We start from the raw sequence: 16569 nt of genomic DNA, 5'->3' as shown, positions 1-16569 counted from the left end.
CTGAAATGCGATGAAAAGGAGGCCCTTTGTCCGACGTGACAAATGGTATCGGGGGATGCGGGGCCGCCCTAGAGATCAATCTGCATGAAGGTGGCGATGGGGGTCTGCCGGTATGCCGCAAACGGACCCCGGTCGCGGAAACCGGCCCTTTCGTAAAGCCGCCGTGCCTCGACATTGCGGATGCCGACCTCCAGCAGGATCTGGGCAAAGCCGCTTGACGCAGCCTGATGCAGCACCGCCTGCAGGAGGCTGTGACCGACGCCCCGCCCTGCATGATCCGGGTCAACGATCATGCGCTTGAGTTCGGCCGTGCCGTCGGCAAGGTCGAAGAGGGCCGCGCAGCCAAGCGCCCAGGCTTGCCCGTCGCGCGCGACAAAGAGGGTAACGCCGGGACGCGCCAAGCTGGCCGCCGTCAGCGGCTGGCGGAAGGCCCCGGGATAAAGGCGAGCGGCCACGGCATCGGAGAGGTCGAGCAGGCGCTGGATATCAGGCTGATCGGCTGGCTCAGCCGAGACCTGGACCGATATGGCGTCCCCCTCCCGCATGGCGCGCGACGCCCCGGCGCTCAGCGCAGGCCGCGTACCGCCTTGAGTTCCGGATAAGGATAGTAGCGCAGGCGGCTGTCGCGGCAGCGCGGCTCGTTGTTGGTGGCGCCAAGCAGGCGATCGCCGCGGAAGGAGAAGCCGATCACATCCGGATGGTGCTTCCGCTGCGTGTGCCATGCCCGGATGCAGAAGGCATAAGTCTTGGTCGAGGGCTCAAGCAGCACCACGCTCGAAATCTGCGGATCGACGAAATCGCCGATCTTGCCGTCGCTTTCCTTCAAGACGCGAACCAGCTCGCGCTTGACCCCGGCAGAGGGCGGCATCTGGGAATCGGCCACGGACTGGGGCACATCGGTCTGGCAGCCGGCGAGAAGAAGGAGGCTGCCTAAGATGGCAAATCGTTTGGTCATAGAAGAGCGTCCCGCGTTGAAATCGCGTTCATCTTGCGCATCTTCCGCGCGCATTCAAGACGCCGCATCGTTGTTTCCGCGGGAATCTCAGGCGCCTTAAACCAAGAGAAAAGGCACCTCTGCGGCAGTCCTCAAGGCGCGGCGCAGTTTTGGCGAAACTGCTGCCAAGCTCACTCGCGGCGGGTTGCCCGGCAAGCGGCGCGCATCAGTGCCAATCTGCAGCAGCGAGCGAGTCGACATGTACTGCTGGAATGGTGGCGCGTCGTTTCTCAAGATCGTCAACACGCCGCGGCTAGCGAGTTGAGCGCCTGCCCGGTCAGTCTCCGAGCCGACCGAAGGCGAGGCCGGCCTCGTTCTCCTTCGCCTGCTTCTTGAGCTCGGCGATCTCGGCGCTGATCCGGTTGACATCGTCGAGCACCAGCCCGACCGGGACCTCCAGGACGCCGATGGAGCAGCGCATCAGCGGGAAGTCGCGTTCCCGACCGTTGCGATCCAGCCCGCGGATATGACCGGCGTGACGATCGGCCTCGGAATAGAGGGTGACGACGTCGTCGTGGAAATCCGAGAGCAGTCGGTCGAGGATTTCTGTCAGTTCCTCGCGCGTCCAGTCGGTCACGCCGATGAAGAAGTCGTCGCCGCCGACATGGCCGAGGAAATCGCCTTCAGAGAAGAAGTAGCGGCGCAGGAGTGCGGCGAAGAGCGAGATGGCGTGGTCGCCCTGGTGGAAGCCGTAATGGTCGTTGAACGGCTTGAAGTGGTCGAAGTCGCAATAGCAGAAAAAGCGGGTCTCGTCGCCGTCGAGGGAGACGGACTGCATGAAATCGCGAATGGCCCGGTTGCCGGGAAGGCCTGTCAGCGGGTTCTGGTCCTGGGCGGTCTTCAGCTGTTTCTCGCTCATGATGCGGATCAGCGAGGCGGCGGAGACGACGCCGGCATAACGCATGTTCTCCGTCAGGATGATGCAGTCCGAACCTTCCATATTGGCAAACATCGTCATCAGCCGCTCGGCATCGGCGTCGAGGCCGACGATCGGGGCGCGGTCGACGAAGTGCGAGATCGATCGCTCGTAGAGCTTGTTCTTCAGAAGATCGCGGCCGAAGGGCTGATAGATGTATTCCTTCAGATGCCGCTCGTTGATGATGCCGCGCGGCTCGCCATTGGCGTTCAACACCGGGAAGAAGGACTGGCCGGGATTGCGGCGGAAGAGATCGAAGACGTGGTCGATATTCTCGTGTTCGAAGACGGTCGGCAGCGTCTCGATCTGCTTGCGGATCAGGATCTCGTCGAGTGACTGGGGGGTGCGGCGGGCCTTGCCGACATCCTGGAGATGGGGAAAGGCGCTTTTCAGTTCCGAGACGATGGTGCTGGGACGAGCGATGTACCAGCCTTGGACCAGATCGACGCCGAATTCGCGGCAGGCGAGGAATTCGCTCTCGGTCTCGATGCCCTCGGCAATGACACGCACGCCGAGCACATGGCAGAAGTTGACGATGTTCTTGACGAGATGGCGCTTGCGCGGATTGCTGTCGAGGCCGGCGATGAAGTGGCGGTCGATCTTCACGTAGTCGACGGGATAGTCGCAAAGCAGCTTCATCTCGCCATGGCCGACGCCGAAATCATCGATGGCAAGCTTGAAGCCGGAGCGGCGCAGACGCTCGACAAGGGCGGCGAATTCGGGGACGCGAGTGTTGTCGAAGCGCTCGGAGAGTTCGAAGCACACCGAGGACGGCGGGACATGGGCCTTGCGCAACTGGTCGAGCAACGTATCGATCAGCGCATCGCCCTGCGGGATCAGGCGAACATCGAGATTGAGGAAGAGCGTGGCACTGGCGCAATCGGGAAGGGTCGCGAACTTGGCGAGCGCGCGGCTGGCGACCATCTGCTCAAGCGGCAACAGCTGGCCGCTCGCCGCCGCCTGATCGAGAAGATCGAGCGGACTTTCAAAACCGATCCGATCCTGGCCGCGCATCAGGCTCTCATGACCGAAGACCACGCCTGTGCCGACCTCGACGATCGGCTGAAAGGCGTTCTCGACCACGAGCTTGGCGAGCGTGACGAGCTGGTCACTGGCGAAACGACGCAGCGCTCCGAAATCTTCTGCGACCCCCGCGTGCATTAGAAGATACTCCAATATGTGCTTGTTTTTACAAGAGGAAATCTGCAGACCCAAACGTCAACAAAGCCTTTCCGCAATGTGACAGTGGGATGAAACTTTCGGACGAGAGGAAGCGGGAAGCACCTTCACCGCCACCTGTGCCGAGGCGGCGCAAAGCACTGCAGGGCCGCCTCACCGGGGCCTCTGCACCCATCAATGGCCCCCATATGGCACGCCGCCCTTCGAGACCGTGCCCGTCGGTTTACCGTTAACAGAACAGCATCGGGAAATGCCTGAGGGGGATGTGGAATTTTTGTTGATTGATCAGCCAATCAAAATTATCATGAGTCAAGATAGGGGATATCAGATGCCGAAGGTCGGAATGGAGCCAGTGCGCCGCAAGGCGCTCGTAGACGCCGCGTTGAAGACGATCGGCCATCATGGCTCTCTGACGGTCACGATGTCGGAAATCGCCCGCGAGGCGGGTGTGTCGGCGGCGCTGGCGCATCATTATTTCGGTTCGAAGGATCAGTTGCTGATCGAGACCATCCGCTCGCTGCTGCGCCAATTGCGCGCCGACGCGGTGGTGGCGCTGGCGAGCGCGCAGACGCCGCGGGAGCGGATCTCGGCGGTCATCCGGATTTCCTTCCAGGCCGACCAGTTCGCGCCAGAAGTCGTCGCCGCCTGGCTCGCCTTCTATTCAGAAGCGCAGCGGTCGGAAGAAGTGCGCCGGCTCCTGGCGCTCTATGCCCGGCGGCTGCAGTCGAACCTGCTGTCCGGGCTGACGCCGTTGTGCAGCGCTTCTGGCGCGGGCCGGATTGCCGATGGCGCGGCGGCGATGATCGACGGGCTCTATATCCGGCAATCTCTGAAGGCAGCCCCGCTGTCGATTGATGCCTCTGTCGCATTGGTCGAGGATTATGTGACGGGGCAGCTCGCCGCCCACCCTCCCCTTGAGGGGGAGGGTCGGACCAAAGGTCCGGGGTGGGGTGAGCCATGAGCGCAGCAGACCGAACGAAACGACAGCAGAAGATCACCCCCACCCGCCGCTTCGCGGCGACCTCCCCCCTCAAGGGGGAGGTGGAGAGAAACCACCCGTCTGGAGACAGGACATGAAAGCCCAACCGCAAGCCTCCCACTTCATCGACGGATCTTACGTCGAGGATACCGACGGCACCGTCATCGAGAGCATTTATCCCGCCACCGGTGAGGTGATCGCAAGGCTGCATGCCGCCACCCCTCAGATCATCGAAAAGGCGATCGCGTCTGCCAAGCGGGCGCAGAAGGAATGGGCGTCGTGGAGCCCTGCGGCACGCGGGCGTGTCTTGAAAAAGGCCGCCGAGATCATGCGCGAGCGCAACCGGGAGCTCTCCGAACTCGAGACGCTCGACACCGGCAAGCCGATCCAGGAAACGATCGTTGCCGACCCGACTTCGGGCGCCGACAGCTTCGAATTCTTCGGCGGCATCATCGCCTCGGCGATGAACGGCAGCCAGATCCCGCTGGGTGGCGACTGGGCCTATACCAAGCGCGTGCCGCTTGGCGTGGTCGTCGGCATCGGGGCCTGGAACTATCCGCAGCAGATCGCCTGCTGGAAGGGCGCACCGGCGCTCGCTGCCGGCAATGCGATCGTGTTCAAGCCGTCGGAAGTGACGCCGCTCGGTGCCTTGAAGATTGCCGAGATCCTGATCGAGGCCGGGGCGCCGAAGGGCGTCTACAATGTCATCCAGGGCGACCGCGAGACCGGGCCGCTGCTCGTGTCGCATCCCGATGTCGCCAAGGTGTCGCTGACCGGCTCGGTGCCGACGGGCCGCAAGGTGGCTGGCGCTGCGGCTTCCCAGCTCAAGCATGTCACCATGGAGCTTGGCGGCAAGTCGCCGCTGGTCGTCTTCGACGATGCCGATATCGACAGCGCGATCTCGGGCGCCATGCTGGGCAATTTCTATTCGACCGGCCAGGTCTGCTCGAACGGCACCCGCGTCTTCGTGCACAAGGCGATCAAGGAGACCTTCCTTTCGCGGCTGAAGACCCGCACGGAGGCGATCCTGATCGGCGACCCGCAGGACGAAGCAACGCAGATGGGGCCGATGGTTTCGCTCGCCCAACGCGACAAGGTCTTGTCCTATATCGACAAGGGCAAAGCGGAGGGCGCGACGCTCGTGACCGGCGGCGGTATTCCCAACAGCGTCACGGGTGAAGGTTTTTACATCCAGCCGACGGTGTTTGCCGATGTCACCGACGAGATGACGATCGCGCGCGAAGAGATCTTCGGACCTGTGATGTGCGTGCTCGATTTCGAGGACGAGGCAGAGGTGATCGAACGCGCCAACGCCACCGAATTCGGTCTGTCTGCGGGCGTGTTCACGGCGGATTTTTCACGTGCGCACCGGGTGGTCGATCAGCTGGAAGCCGGGACGCTGTGGATCAACACCTATAATCTCTGCCCGGTGGAAATTCCCTTCGGCGGTTCGAAACAGTCCGGCTTTGGTCGCGAAAATTCGGCAGCGGCGCTGGAGCATTATTCCGAGCTGAAGACGGTTTATGTCGGCATGGGCAAGTGCGAGGCGCCGTATTGAGATGAGCGTTGCCGCCGTCGCGCCAAGTTACCCCCCTCTGCCCTGCCGGGCATCTCCCCCACACGGGGGGAGAGTGGATTGTGGTTGGGCGCTCGGTCGACTGCAAACGTCGAGCGCTCTGTCGTTGGAAAAGTCGGGTGGCAAAGCGGTAGCGGCCACTCTCCCCCCCTGTGGGGGAGATGTCGGCGGAGCCGACAGAGGGGGGTGCTGCAGCTTCGACGTTTGGCAGTCACACCACGATATCGTCCAGATCGACCTTCAAGGCCGCAGCAATCCGCTTCAGCACATCGACGGAGCCGGTCTTCTTGCCGCTCTCGATCTCGGAGAGATAGGGCTGGGAAATGCCGGCGGCAGCCGCGAGGTCGGAGACGGACATCTTTCGGTAATTCCGGTAGGTGCGGATGCGGCTGTCGGTTTCCCAGAGCTCGTACACCAATTCAGCCGGCCAGGTTTCCTCGCCAGCCCGGACACGAGCCATGATTCGGTCAGCCGTGATCGTATCGATCAGGTCTTCGTAGTCGTCCTCGGGAACGAGAACATAGGTCTCGCCGTCGATGACGGTCTTACGCACTTCGCCCATTGTTCACTCCTTGTAGATGCCACCGCGCGGTCCGACCTCGACGACAATCACCAGCATCGTCTGCTCGTCGATGATGACTCGGTCGTCTCCGACACGAATTCTCAGAAGTGGGCTGCCCTTCAACTTCTTCACATCGACCCGTTCGCCGCGCGCGAAGGCATCGACCTTCGATCGGATCGCATCCCGTCGCTTGGGCTGCATGCGGTCCAAAACTTTGGTCGCAGCTTTGGTGTACTCCACCCTCTTCATGCCAAGAGTATAGCAAATAGCTATAACTCTTCAACCATTCGGATCTGACACCATGCAGAACGCAGACTACGTCATCATCGGTTCCGGCTCCGCGGGGGCGGCCATGGCTTATCGCCTGTCGGAGGACGGGAAGAATACGATCATCGTGCTCGAATTCGGCGGGTCGGACATCGGGCCCTTCGTGCAGATGCCGGCGGCGCTTGCCTATCCGATGAACATGGACCGTTACAACTGGGGCTACATGACCGAGCCCGAGCCGCATTTGAACAATCGAAGGATGATTGCGCCGCGCGGCAAGGTGATCGGCGGATCCTCGTCGATCAACGGCATGGTCTATGTGCGCGGCCACGCCGAGGACTTCAACCGCTGGGAGGAGCTGGGGGCGACCGGCTGGGCCTATGTGGATGTGCTGCCCTATTTCAAGCGGCAGGAAAGCTCGCATGGCGGCGAAGAGGGCTGGCGGGGAACGGACGGGCCGCTGCATGTGCGGCGCGGCGAGATCAAGAACCCGCTTTACCGTGCCTTCATCGAGGCGGGACGGCAGGCCGGGTTTCCGGTGACGGAGGACTATAACGGCAGGCAACAGGAGGGCTTCGGCCTGATGGAGCAGACGAGCTGGCAGGGGCGGCGCTGGTCGACGGCGAATGCTTATCTGAAGCCGGCCTTGAAGCGGCCGAATGTCTCGCTGATCCGCTGTTATGCCCGCAAGGTCGTGATGGAGGGCACCCGCGCCGTCGGTGTCGAGGTCGAGATCGGGGGCAAGATCGAGGTTATCAAGGCGAACCGCGAGGTGATTGTCGCGGCATCGGCTTTCAACTCGCCGAAGATCCTGATGCTGTCGGGCATCGGGCCGGCTAATCATCTGAAGGAGATGGGCATTTCCGTCGTGGCTGATCGTCCGGGCGTCGGCCAGAACCTGCAGGATCACCTGGAATATTACCATCAGTTCAAGTCGAAGCTGCCGATCACGCTGCATTCGAAGAACAACTGGTTCTGGATGGGGATCGTCGGCGCACAGTGGCTGTTCTTCAAGAAGGGCTTGGGCACCTCCAACCAGTTCGAGGCGGCGGCCTTCATCCGATCGGCGGCGGGGGTCAAATGGCCCGACATCCAGTATCACTTCCTGCCGATCGCGATCTCCTATGACGGCAAGTCGGCGGTGGGTGGCCATGGTTTCCAGGCGCATGTCGGCTACAACATGTCAAAGTCGCGCGGCTCGGTGACGCTGCGTTCGCCTGATGTGAAAGACGCGCCGGTTCTGCGCTTCAACTATATGAGCGATCCGGAAGACTGGGTGAAGTTCCGCCATGCGGTGCGCGTCACCCGCGAGATCTTCAACCAGAAGGCCTTCGATCCTTATCGCGAGGTCGAGGTGGCGCCGGGGCCGAATGTGCAGTCGGACGCGGAGATCGATGCCTATCTCGCCGAACATCTGGAAGGCGCCTATCACCCCTGCGGCACCTGCAAGATGGGCCGTGCGGACGACCCAATGGCGGTTGTCGATCCGACCACGAAGGTGATCGGCGTCGAGGGCCTGCGGGTGGCGGATTCATCGATCTTCCCGCATGTGACCTATGGCAACCTGAACGGTCCCTCGATCATGACCGGCGAGAAGGCGGCGGATCATATCCTCGGCAAGCAGCCCCTGCCCCGCAGCAATCAGGAAGCGTGGATCAACCCGCGCTGGGAGACGAGTGACCGGTAGGGTTTAGCGGTCGTCGTCTTCGCGCTGGTGGCGGATGGCGAGGATCTGTACGTCACCGTCCTTTGCCAGTTGGTACAGCGCGAGATAACCTGTGCCTCCAAACGGTATCAGAAGCTCCCGGAACGTCTGCCCGTCCTGTTCTATTCTGCGACCCGTATTTGGAAAATGGACAAGGCCCGAGACACGGCTGACGATGGCATCCAGCGCGCGCTCTGCGGCTTCGACGTCCCTGTCAAGGAGGAAGTCGTAGAGCCTGTTGAGGTCCGCCCGCGCTTTGGCACTGTAGCGGACCTTCCGGCTCATCGGCTCAACTCTGCCTTCTTCTTGTCGAGCTTTGCGCGGAGTTCGGCATGGACTTCGTCAGCGTCATACCAGATGCCGGTCCGTTCGGCCTCCTCCAGAGCTGCCAGTCCCCTGGCAACAAACTCCGCCTGTTCGCGACGATAGTCCACCTCGGCCCTGGCCGAGCGGTCGATCAGGTCGGCGACGGTCTCGCCTTCGCGCAGCACGCTCTCGGCGGCGGCGTGGAACTCCTCGTCGTCGAGGACTGATGGCTTGACGGTCTCGTTCATGGATTGGCTCCCTGATCTCGCGGGATCATACCGCGAAAATCGCGCGCTGATAAGGCGATCGGGTTCAGGGGGACGTGATCCGCGCCAGGATACGGTCGGCGATCAGCTCGTAATTCTCATCGAAATGGTGGCCGCCGGGCCGGGCGATGAGTTCGAGGCCGTCCTTGACGCGGCCGGCGAGTGCCGGGCAGCCGCTGTCTTCCTCTTCCAGGCCATAGACGCACTGGACGCTGGCTGCGTCTATGGTGGCAAGATGGTCGACCGGGTCGCCATGTTTGGCCGAGCCTGCGACGCCGACCCAGCTTCCGAGCACGATCTCGAAATCGGCCTGGTGCGAGAGCGCCAGCAGCGAGAGGAGCGTGACGGCCTTGCGGTCTGAATCCGGCAGAAGTTTATAGACCTTGGGCAGAAGATTGGCTCCGAAGGAGTAGCCGATCAGCACGACTTTGGAGACGCCGAGGCGCTTGCGATAGTGGCCGATGATGGCTGAAAGGTCGGCGGCGGTCACTTCCGGGGTCTTTTCGCTCCAGAAATAGCGCAGGGCATCGACACCGATGACGGGCACACCATTTTCGGTGAGGCGGGCTGAAATGCGCTGGTCGATCTCGCGCCAGCCGCCATCGCCGGAATAGAAAATGGCGACGGTGTCATGGGCCGGTGTCACGATATCCTCGACAAGCGGCAGATCGAGAGCGACATCATCGGGTTTCAGGCGGGCGACAAGCCCGCTCGCTTCGGCGGAGAGGACACGGGCAGGACCGCCATCGCCGTTTGCAATCAGCACGTCCGGATGGTTCGCATGAAGCGATGCCGCGTGCTGGCGCGCATCCTCACCGGCGGTGGATGAGAAGGCGATGCGAAGAGGATTGGGCAACTTGCCGGGCGCCAGGCCATAGGCCGTCCCCCGTGGGGTCTCACGGCGTGGCGCCGGCGTGCAGAGCGGCTTGGGCAGGGCGATGGCCGCTGTCGGATCCACGGCGACCGTCTCGCCGATCGTCTCGGCGAAGCTGCCATTCGGTGTCTGGGCTGCGATCGCAAGCGCCAGTGCACCGCCCTCGCCGAAGCCGAGGATGCGCGGCGGACGGTAGAAATCCGCGTCATGGCTGCGATGCAGCTGGCGGGTCAGACGCTCGATATCGGCGGGCAGAAAGAGGCAGTCGCGCGCTGTTTCGCGCGACAGTGCCGCGCGCCAGGTGCGCAGGTCGACGCCCACGGCGACGGCGCCACCCAGCACCACGGTCTCCAGCGCCGCCTGTTCGACCATGTCCCAGCCATTGGCATCGGAGACAATCACCACCACACCGGACATGCTGCCGTTATCGGGTACCGTGATTCGATCCTGCGGCAGGCTGACGACGCCAGCGGCGGCGGTCGGCAGGGCGCTCAGCAGCAGCGGCAGGCCCATGATGAATGCGGTGAGGCATTCGGCCAGGCGGCCGCCAATCCTGCCGTGCCCCCTCGCCCGCATCATCGGCGCATCAGCCCTTTGAGACCGCCGCCAATCAGCAGCGTCACGTCGACCAGCGACAGGATCGGCAGGCCCTGGCCGGTGACGACAAGATAGCGGGGCTGCCAGTCGGGGTCGAACTTTTCCTTGAAGGCCCGGACGCCACGGAAATTGTAGAAGCGCTCCCCGTGTTCAAAAATCTGCCGGGCGAGATGGTTCCAGGCCGGCGCACGGCGGTGCCCGGACAGCCCTGCCAGCGGGGCCATGCCGAGGTTGAGGCTGCGGAATCCTTCGGCCTTCAGCGTCTCCATGACCTTCACGAACAAGAGGTCCATCATGCCACGATGGACACCAGGCACATGGCGCATCAGGTCGATGAAGGCATCGCCCGTCGAGGAGCCGGTCATCAGGGTGGCGAAAGCGACGATCCGGCCTTCGCGGCGGATCACGGCAACAGGACCGGCGGCGACGTAATCGCGCTCAAAGGTCCCCAGCGAAAAGCCCTTTTCACCCGCCTTGTGGGCAGACAGCCAGGTGTCGGATACGGCTGCGAGTTCGTCCATCACCTCCCGGACGCTCTCCGGCGCCAGAAGTTCGAAGGCGAGGCCATCACGCTCTGCACGGTTGATCGAGCGCCGAAGCTTCAGCCAGTCTCCACCGGCCAGCGAGAAACGCGTGAGATCGATGACGGCCTGTTCGCCCAACTTCAAGGCCTGCAGGCGCAATTCGACGGCAATCGGCAGGAAGTCGGCAGAGACCTGGTAGAAGACCGGGCGGCTGCGGGTTCGGCGGGCCTCGGCGACGAATTTCTCGACCAGCGGCGCCCAGAGATGCCTTGGACCGACCGGATCGAAGAGCGCCACCAGCGACCGCCCCCGACGGCCATACATGATGAAACCTTCACCGCAATCGGAGAAGAGGATGCGCTTGTCGCCGAGCCGCACGAGACCGGCGCTGGCATTGGCCTGACGCGGCAACAACGCGGCGGCCCGGGCGAGATCATCGCTGCTCTTTTCACGCGGCGCATCGCTGCGGCGAGGCATGCGGACCAGCCCACGCGAGGCGATGACGCCAAGCACCATGGACAGGCCCAGCGTGCCCTCGGTCGCATCGATGCCATGGCGTGCAAGCACGAGGCTCCAGCCGAAGGACAGGACGCTCTCTTCCGCGAGGATCGGCGCGAGCAGCGCCAGCATGGCCAGCCCCCCGACGACAATGCCCGTGCGGGGGACACGAAGAGCGAGGCGCCAGAGCAGCCACAGCGTGGAAAAGGGCAGCGATTGGCCGCGACCTGCGGACGGCGCAATTGCTGCAGGTTCGGAATTGGACATGGAAGAAGCCATGAAGGCACCACTCGGCAAGAAGGATCCAGCGCTTATTAGCGCAAGCGCATGGACTGAAGCTTGTGACACCAAGGGGTAAAAGAGTCGGTAAGCCTGCGCATAAATTGCGCAAGACACGCATTTTCCCCTGCGGTCAAGCAGAGGAAATGCAGGTCAGCCATGCAGGCGCCCACGGGGCGAACGATCGGCATGGCAAGCCAGGGGCCTGTCCTCAGCGCTGGCGCAGCACCGTGGCCGCCAGGGAGAACGGACTCGAGACGGTCTGCGCGGCGGCATCGAGCACGAAGGCACCGGCGTCTCCCAGGGTGGCGGTGGCGGCCGGCTTGTTCAGCGCTTCGGCAAGCTGCCGGGCATCGAAGGCACGGTTGTGATTCGTCGCGTCGATCGATTCCAACGACGAGATGTCGATGATCGTAATGCCATAGCGCTTGGCGGCCTCTGCCACCTGCGGATTGCGGGCATCGATAGCGCCGACGCGTTGCGTGCCGGCCCCAAGGAAACTCGACACCTGCAGGGCGCGGTCATCGGGAGCGACCAGGATCGTGATGGGCGTGCGCATGCGACCGATCACGTCGAGCTGGGCGCGGAACACGTCCTCGTCGATGTCGGGCGCCGCCATGATCACCCGAAGCCTGGAGAGCACATCGTCACGGCCTTCTAGCTTCAGCTGACGCAGCACCTCCACGGTCAGCCAGCCGCCCATCGAATGGGCGAAGACATGGACTTCGCCGCGCCGCGTCTCGACCAGGTCGATCAGCAGCTTTGCAAGCGCATCGCGCGAGTAGGTGGCAGACTCCTTGTCGGCCACATAGGCGGCCAGCGCCGCATGGGAGGGCCAGGCGAAGAGGATGGGGGTTCCGCCGATGTTGCTGTCGGTCTTCAGCTGCGCAAGACGATAAAGCGATTCCTGGAAGTTGTAGTTGTAGCCGTGGACGAAGACGACGGGCGCAGCCGGACCGCTCTGGCGCACCACCTGCAACAACGCGGCTCGGCCCAGGTCATTCTGCGCCAGCACGGCGAAGTCGGTCTTCGGATCCGGCTTGCGTCCGGGCTTCGGCCACTCGATGTTGGACGAGACATGGGTCGGCGGAATAGATATTTCGAAGCGGGCGTAATTGGGCTCACGCGCCTTTTCATAAGAGAAAGCGTTGCCGCCTGCCTGCAGGCGGTCGCGGGTGGTGACGGTATAAAGCGTCTCGACCCGCTCGGGCCTGAAGTCACCGAGGGCAACCGGATCCAGCGTTTCCGGTCCGGGACGGCCAGCGCAACCGGACAGACCGGCGATGGCGACAAGGCAAAGGGCGAAGACTGCGTGACGGGACCGACGGCCGGAACCAAGGGGAGCAAGCATCATGGCAGACCAATCCTCGCGAGGCGACAAGCGCAACACTTCCGTCGTCATGACGGGTATCAACTCCGGACCTATAACGATTGGTATGTCGTTCGCCAAGACCAGGATCTGGGAGGGTCCAAGTGAACCCGGCTCTGGGACGGTTTACACAGGCTAATCCATATTCGTTTGGTTATGATATGAGCCTACATTGTTATTTGCATGCAGGCAGACCATCTGCAAACATAACCGACAAGGGAGAGTTCGTCGGCAGGGAGTGAGGAGTACGGCGTTGCGCCATTTACATGACTCGGGAGGTCATGTTTGATGGTCGCATCGATGCCTCGAGCCGGCGGAAGTTCCAGAGTTTAACGAAACGGGAGGAGATCATGTTGCGTCAGTTTCTTATTGCCGGCCTGTCCGGAATTGCCCTGTCAATGACCGGGACTGCGGCCTTCGCCGCAGACGTCACCCTCAAGCTGCACCAGATGCTGCCGCCGCAGGCAACCATCCCGTCCAAGGTGCTGCAGCCCTGGGCGGAGAAGATCCAGGCCGAGTCCGGCGGCCGTATTGCCGTAGAGCTCTATCCGGCGATGCAGCTGGGCGGCAAGCCTGCCGACCTGGTCGATCAGGTCAAGGACGGCGTGGTCGACCTCACATGGACGGTTATCGGCTATACGCCGGGGCGCTTCCCGAAGTCGGAAGCCTTCGAGCTGCCATTCATGGTGACGACCGCCGAAGCGACCTCGCTTGCCTTCCAGGACTATTACGAGAAGCACCTGAAGGACGAGCTTTCCGACTATCACGTGCTGGCTGTGCACACCCACGGGCCCGGCCTGATCCACACGATCGGCTCGAAGCCTGTTGCCAAGCTTGAAGACATGCAGGGCCTGAAGCTGCGTGGCACCTCCAAGGTCATCAACCAGATGCTCGAAGCCATGGGCGCATCAGCCATCGGCATGCCTGTGACCGCTGTTCCGGAAAGCCTGTCCAAGGGTGTCATCGACGGCTCCGTCGTGCCGTGGGAAGTGACGCCGGCGATCAAGATCGCCGAGCTTGCACCGAACCACACCGCCTTCTCCGGTCCGAACGGCCTTTACACCGGCACTTTCCTGTTCGCGATGAACAAGGACAGCTATGAGGCGCTGCCGGATGATCTGAAGAAGGTGATCGACGACAATTCCGGCAAGGAACTGGCCCGCCTGTTCGGTCAGGCCATGGACGCCGGTGACATCCGCGGCAAGGACATCGCCGACAAGGCAGGCAACACGACGATCACCCTGGACGAGACGGAAACCGCACGCTGGAAGGCGGCCGGTGAAGCCGTGACCAAGGCCTGGATCGCCGAGATGGACGGCAAGGGCCTTGACGGCACAGCGCTCTACAACGACGCGCTCGCGCTGATCCAGGCGAACTCCAAGTAACCTCCCCGACTTGTCCGGGCGTCCCGTCGGAAGGCGCCCGGACTTTTTTGTCGTGATACCCGAGGAATCCCCCATGGCGACAGCCACCTCACCCAGCTTTGAACGTATCGAGCGGGTCTGCCATGGCCTTGCCGGCGGACTTGCCATCTTCGGCGGGTTCTGCCTGCTCGCCGCCTGCACGCTGACCGTGCTCTCGATCGCCGGCAGCCTGACCATCCGCCCCCTGCCCGGCGAAATCGAACTCGTGGAGGCGCTTTGCGGCCTCGCGGTCTTTGCCTTCTTGCCCTTTTGCCAGCTCAAGCGCGGCCATGTCGGCGTCGACCTGATCATTTCTGCCCTTGGGCCAAAGGCAATGAACTGGACGCAACTGATCGGCGACATCCTGATCACCCTGCTGCTCGGCCTTGTCACCTGGCGCCATTTCATCGGCACGATGGACAAGTTCGACAATGGCGAAACCACGCCGCTGCTGCTGCTGCCCGTCTGGTGGGGCTATGCGGCGGCGGCCGTGCTGCTCGTCGCCAACATTGCCATCTGCCTCTTCGTCGTCGCCGCAGACATCCGTGACATCCGGAACCGGCGCACCATTGTTGCATCGCTCGGAGCCCATTGATGAGCAGCGTCGAAATCGGACTCTGGTCCTTCCCCGTCCTTATTGCGCTGATCATGCTGCGGGTGCCGATCGGCGCCGCCATGCTCGCGACCGGCATGGTCGGCACCTATCTGGTGCTCGACAAGTGGACGCCGATCCTGGCGCAGATGAAGGCGCTGGCCTGGAACACCAATGCCAACTACTCGCTGTCGATCATCCCACTCTTCCTGCTGATGGGCCAGTTCGCTGCGCGCGGCGGCATGAGCCAGGCGCTGTTCAATGCCGCTGCGGCTTTTCTCGGGCATCGCAAGGGCGGCGTGGCAATGGCCGCCGTCGGCGCCAGTGCCGGCTTCGGTTCGATCTGTGGTTCCTCGCTGGCAACGGCTGCCACCATGGCGCAGGTCGCGCTGCCGGAACTGAAGCGCAATGGCTATGCCGGCGGGCTCGCCACGGCTTCGCTTGCCGCCGGCGGCACGCTCGGCATCCTGATCCCACCGTCTGTCGTGCTCGTCATCTATGCGATCCTCGCCGAGCAGAACATCGCCAAGCTGTTCCTCGCCGCCTTCGTGCCCGGCATCATCGCGGCACTCTCGTATCTCATCGTGATCGCCATCTATGTGCGCGTGAAACCGGAATCGGCGGGTCATGCAGCCCGCGTTGCCTGGAAGGACCGGGTGCCGGCGCTGATTGCGGTCTGGCCGGTCGTGGCGATCTTCTTTTCCGTCGTCGGCGGCATCTATCTCGGCTGGTTCACGCCCACCCAGGCGGCGGCCGTGGGCGCGGTCGGTGCAGGCCTCGTCGCCTGGGCCAATGGCGGCCTCGACCGCAAGACGCTGTTCGACTGTTTCAAGGAGACTGCGGTCTCGACCGGCATGATCTTCTTCATCATCCTCGGCGCCTCCGTCTTCAACTCCTTCCTCGCCTTCTCGCGCCTGCCGCAGGTGGGCGCGGAATGGGTGACGGCGCAAGGCTATGCGCCGATGACGGTGCTGATCATCATCCTGGTGCTCTACATCATCTTCGGCTGCATCATGGACTCGCTCTCCATGATCGTGCTCACCATCCCGATCTTCTTCCCGATCGTGACGGCCATGGATTTCGGCATGAGCCCGGAGCATTTCGCGATCTGGTTCGGCATTCTGGTGCTGATGGTGGCTGAGATCGGCATGATCACGCCACCCGTGGGGCTCAATCTGTTCATCATATCGGCGATGTCTCGCGATGTGCCGATCCGAGAGACCTACAAGGGCATCGTGCCCTTCGTCACCGCCGACCTGTTGCGCATCATCCTGCTTACAGCCTTTCCGATCATATCGATCTTCCTGGTGTGAGAGCGCATTGACCGACCGCCCTTTCGGGGCGACATCTGAGACAGGAGCGGAAGCCGCCCGCAAGGGCGGCTTCCGCCGTTTCATGAATGATGACGTTTTCTCGCCTTGCAGGACGCGAGGGGCAGGATGGCCGGCAAAAGATGCCGGTCGACCGCACGGCATAGACGAAGCTGCCATCAGCCGCACGGTCACGGATGCGGATGGCTTGCCAGCGGGGATCGTCTGGTAAAAGCGGGTTCATGCGGGCCTCCCGTGTGGATGAATGCGCAGGATGGACGCGGCACGACGGGATGGCCACCCGATTTCCTTTCCCAAGCAGGCGCGACCGGCTCCCGGGTGTCGCATCCGGGAAAACCACGATAGGTCTGGG

17 protein-coding genes are annotated in these 16569 nt (G+C 62.9%); 6 read left to right on the top strand and 11 right to left on the bottom strand.

Going from position 1 to position 16569, the window contains the following annotated elements:
* Positions 1-68: 68 nt before the first annotated feature.
* The 3 genes from J2045_RS17700 to J2045_RS17690 all read right to left on the bottom strand — a co-directional run bounded on the left by J2045_RS17700 (position 69) and on the right by J2045_RS17690 (position 3071).
* On the bottom strand, positions 69-545 hold the full coding sequence (locus J2045_RS17700) for a GNAT family N-acetyltransferase (RefSeq protein ID WP_307375154.1): 477 nt from the start codon (positions 543-545) through the stop codon (positions 69-71).
* 20 nt (positions 546-565) lie between these two features.
* Positions 566-955: a hypothetical protein gene (locus J2045_RS17695; protein ID WP_166603706.1), complete on the bottom strand. Its 390-nt coding sequence runs from the start codon at positions 953-955 to the stop codon at positions 566-568.
* 316 nt (positions 956-1271) lie between these two features.
* Positions 1272-3071 (bottom strand): bifunctional diguanylate cyclase/phosphodiesterase, encoded by a 1800-nt coding sequence (locus tag J2045_RS17690; protein WP_307375151.1) that lies wholly within the window; start codon positions 3069-3071, stop codon positions 1272-1274.
* A gap of 346 nt (positions 3072-3417) precedes the next feature.
* Between J2045_RS17690 and betI the strand changes: the two genes are divergently transcribed.
* On the top strand, positions 3418-4050 hold the full coding sequence (betI, locus tag J2045_RS17685; protein WP_307375148.1) for a transcriptional regulator BetI: 633 nt from the start codon (positions 3418-3420) through the stop codon (positions 4048-4050).
* A gap of 112 nt (positions 4051-4162) precedes the next feature.
* Positions 4163-5626 carry a betaine-aldehyde dehydrogenase gene (gene betB, locus J2045_RS17680; RefSeq protein ID WP_307375145.1) on the top strand — a complete coding sequence of 488 codons (1464 nt, stop codon included), beginning with the start codon at positions 4163-4165 and terminating at the stop codon, positions 5624-5626.
* Between the two features lie 229 nt (positions 5627-5855).
* Here the strand turns inward: betB and J2045_RS17675 are convergent, their stop codons facing one another.
* Positions 5856-6206: a helix-turn-helix domain-containing protein gene (locus J2045_RS17675; RefSeq protein ID WP_307375143.1), complete on the bottom strand. Its 351-nt coding sequence runs from the start codon at positions 6204-6206 to the stop codon at positions 5856-5858.
* A 3-nt stretch (positions 6207-6209) separates the two neighbouring features.
* Positions 6210-6407, bottom strand: a complete 198-nt coding sequence (locus tag J2045_RS17670; protein ID WP_307375141.1) for a type II toxin-antitoxin system RelE family toxin — start codon at positions 6405-6407, stop codon at positions 6210-6212.
* Between the two features lie 100 nt (positions 6408-6507).
* Between J2045_RS17670 and betA the strand changes: the two genes are divergently transcribed.
* Positions 6508-8160 carry a choline dehydrogenase gene (betA, locus tag J2045_RS17665; RefSeq protein WP_307375138.1) on the top strand — a complete coding sequence of 551 codons (1653 nt, stop codon included), beginning with the start codon at positions 6508-6510 and terminating at the stop codon, positions 8158-8160.
* A 3-nt stretch (positions 8161-8163) separates the two neighbouring features.
* Here the strand turns inward: betA and J2045_RS17660 are convergent, their stop codons facing one another.
* From J2045_RS17660 to J2045_RS17640, 5 genes are all read right to left on the bottom strand, one after another.
* The gene (locus J2045_RS17660; protein WP_307375136.1) at positions 8164-8463 is read right to left on the bottom strand and encodes a type II toxin-antitoxin system RelE/ParE family toxin; all 300 of its coding nucleotides are present in this window, start codon (positions 8461-8463) and stop codon (positions 8164-8166) included.
* Complete coding sequence (locus J2045_RS17655; RefSeq protein ID WP_166603699.1) at positions 8460-8732, bottom strand: prevent-host-death protein; 273 nt, start codon at positions 8730-8732, stop codon at positions 8460-8462. Before J2045_RS17655 ends, J2045_RS17660 begins: the two co-directional genes overlap by 4 nt.
* 64 nt (positions 8733-8796) lie before the next feature.
* Positions 8797-10203 (bottom strand): virulence factor family protein, encoded by a 1407-nt coding sequence (locus tag J2045_RS17650; protein WP_307375131.1) that lies wholly within the window; start codon positions 10201-10203, stop codon positions 8797-8799.
* Complete coding sequence (locus J2045_RS17645; RefSeq protein ID WP_307375129.1) at positions 10200-11522, bottom strand: phosphatidylglycerol lysyltransferase domain-containing protein; 1323 nt, start codon at positions 11520-11522, stop codon at positions 10200-10202. The genes J2045_RS17650 and J2045_RS17645 overlap by 4 nt, the downstream gene beginning before the upstream one ends.
* Before the next feature lie 211 nt (positions 11523-11733).
* On the bottom strand, positions 11734-12876 hold the full coding sequence (locus J2045_RS17640; RefSeq protein WP_307375126.1) for an alpha/beta hydrolase: 1143 nt from the start codon (positions 12874-12876) through the stop codon (positions 11734-11736).
* A gap of 365 nt (positions 12877-13241) precedes the next feature.
* On the opposite strand from J2045_RS17640, the gene J2045_RS17635 reads away from it, so the two are divergent.
* The 3 genes from J2045_RS17635 to J2045_RS17625 all read left to right on the top strand — a co-directional run bounded on the left by J2045_RS17635 (position 13242) and on the right by J2045_RS17625 (position 16199).
* A complete protein-coding gene (locus tag J2045_RS17635) occupies positions 13242-14276 on the top strand; it encodes a TRAP transporter substrate-binding protein (protein ID WP_307375123.1) in 1035 nt (344 codons plus the stop codon).
* Between the two features lie 73 nt (positions 14277-14349).
* A complete protein-coding gene (locus tag J2045_RS17630; protein WP_307375121.1) occupies positions 14350-14889 on the top strand; it encodes a TRAP transporter small permease in 540 nt (179 codons plus the stop codon).
* Complete coding sequence (locus tag J2045_RS17625; RefSeq protein WP_307375119.1) at positions 14889-16199, top strand: TRAP transporter large permease; 1311 nt, start codon at positions 14889-14891, stop codon at positions 16197-16199. The genes J2045_RS17630 and J2045_RS17625 overlap by 1 nt, the downstream gene beginning before the upstream one ends.
* On the opposite strand, the gene J2045_RS17620 is transcribed toward J2045_RS17625, so the two are convergent.
* A complete protein-coding gene (locus J2045_RS17620) occupies positions 16177-16440 on the bottom strand; it encodes an Ada metal-binding domain-containing protein (RefSeq protein ID WP_307375117.1) in 264 nt (87 codons plus the stop codon). The two genes, J2045_RS17625 and J2045_RS17620, sit on opposite strands and share 23 nt — an antisense overlap.
* Positions 16441-16569: the final 129 nt, after the last annotated feature.

This window comes from Peteryoungia aggregata LMG 23059 (assembly GCF_030814435.1).
Lineage (GTDB): Bacteria > Pseudomonadota > Alphaproteobacteria > Rhizobiales > Rhizobiaceae > Allorhizobium > Allorhizobium aggregatum.
The sequence above is the reverse complement of the archived record's forward strand: the minus strand, read 5'-3'. Positions and strand labels throughout refer to the sequence as shown.

Excerpts from the sequence above, each read along its gene's own strand:
- J2045_RS17700 (WP_307375154.1), bottom strand. The coding sequence starts at position 545 with ATGCGGGAGGGGGACGCCATATCGGTCCAGGTCTCGGCTGAGCCAGCC.
- betA (WP_307375138.1), top strand. The coding sequence starts at position 6,508 with ATGCAGAACGCAGACTACGTCATCATCGGTTCCGGCTCCGCGGGGGCG.
- J2045_RS17630 (WP_307375121.1), top strand. The coding sequence starts at position 14,350 with ATGGCGACAGCCACCTCACCCAGCTTTGAACGTATCGAGCGGGTCTGC.
- betB (WP_307375145.1), top strand. The coding sequence starts at position 4,163 with ATGAAAGCCCAACCGCAAGCCTCCCACTTCATCGACGGATCTTACGTC.
- J2045_RS17620 (WP_307375117.1), bottom strand. The coding sequence starts at position 16,440 with ATGAACCCGCTTTTACCAGACGATCCCCGCTGGCAAGCCATCCGCATC.
- J2045_RS17655 (WP_166603699.1), bottom strand. The coding sequence starts at position 8,732 with ATGAACGAGACCGTCAAGCCATCAGTCCTCGACGACGAGGAGTTCCAC.
- J2045_RS17635 (WP_307375123.1), top strand. The coding sequence starts at position 13,242 with ATGTTGCGTCAGTTTCTTATTGCCGGCCTGTCCGGAATTGCCCTGTCA.
- J2045_RS17695 (WP_166603706.1), bottom strand. The coding sequence starts at position 955 with ATGACCAAACGATTTGCCATCTTAGGCAGCCTCCTTCTTCTCGCCGGC.
- betI (WP_307375148.1), top strand. The coding sequence starts at position 3,418 with ATGCCGAAGGTCGGAATGGAGCCAGTGCGCCGCAAGGCGCTCGTAGAC.
- J2045_RS17640 (WP_307375126.1), bottom strand. The coding sequence starts at position 12,876 with ATGATGCTTGCTCCCCTTGGTTCCGGCCGTCGGTCCCGTCACGCAGTC.
- J2045_RS17690 (WP_307375151.1), bottom strand. The coding sequence starts at position 3,071 with ATGCACGCGGGGGTCGCAGAAGATTTCGGAGCGCTGCGTCGTTTCGCC.
- J2045_RS17660 (WP_307375136.1), bottom strand. The coding sequence starts at position 8,463 with ATGAGCCGGAAGGTCCGCTACAGTGCCAAAGCGCGGGCGGACCTCAAC.
- J2045_RS17650 (WP_307375131.1), bottom strand. The coding sequence starts at position 10,203 with ATGATGCGGGCGAGGGGGCACGGCAGGATTGGCGGCCGCCTGGCCGAA.
- J2045_RS17625 (WP_307375119.1), top strand. The coding sequence starts at position 14,889 with ATGAGCAGCGTCGAAATCGGACTCTGGTCCTTCCCCGTCCTTATTGCG.
- J2045_RS17675 (WP_307375143.1), bottom strand. The coding sequence starts at position 6,206 with ATGGGCGAAGTGCGTAAGACCGTCATCGACGGCGAGACCTATGTTCTC.
- J2045_RS17670 (WP_307375141.1), bottom strand. The coding sequence starts at position 6,407 with ATGCAGCCCAAGCGACGGGATGCGATCCGATCGAAGGTCGATGCCTTC.
- J2045_RS17645 (WP_307375129.1), bottom strand. The coding sequence starts at position 11,522 with ATGGCTTCTTCCATGTCCAATTCCGAACCTGCAGCAATTGCGCCGTCC.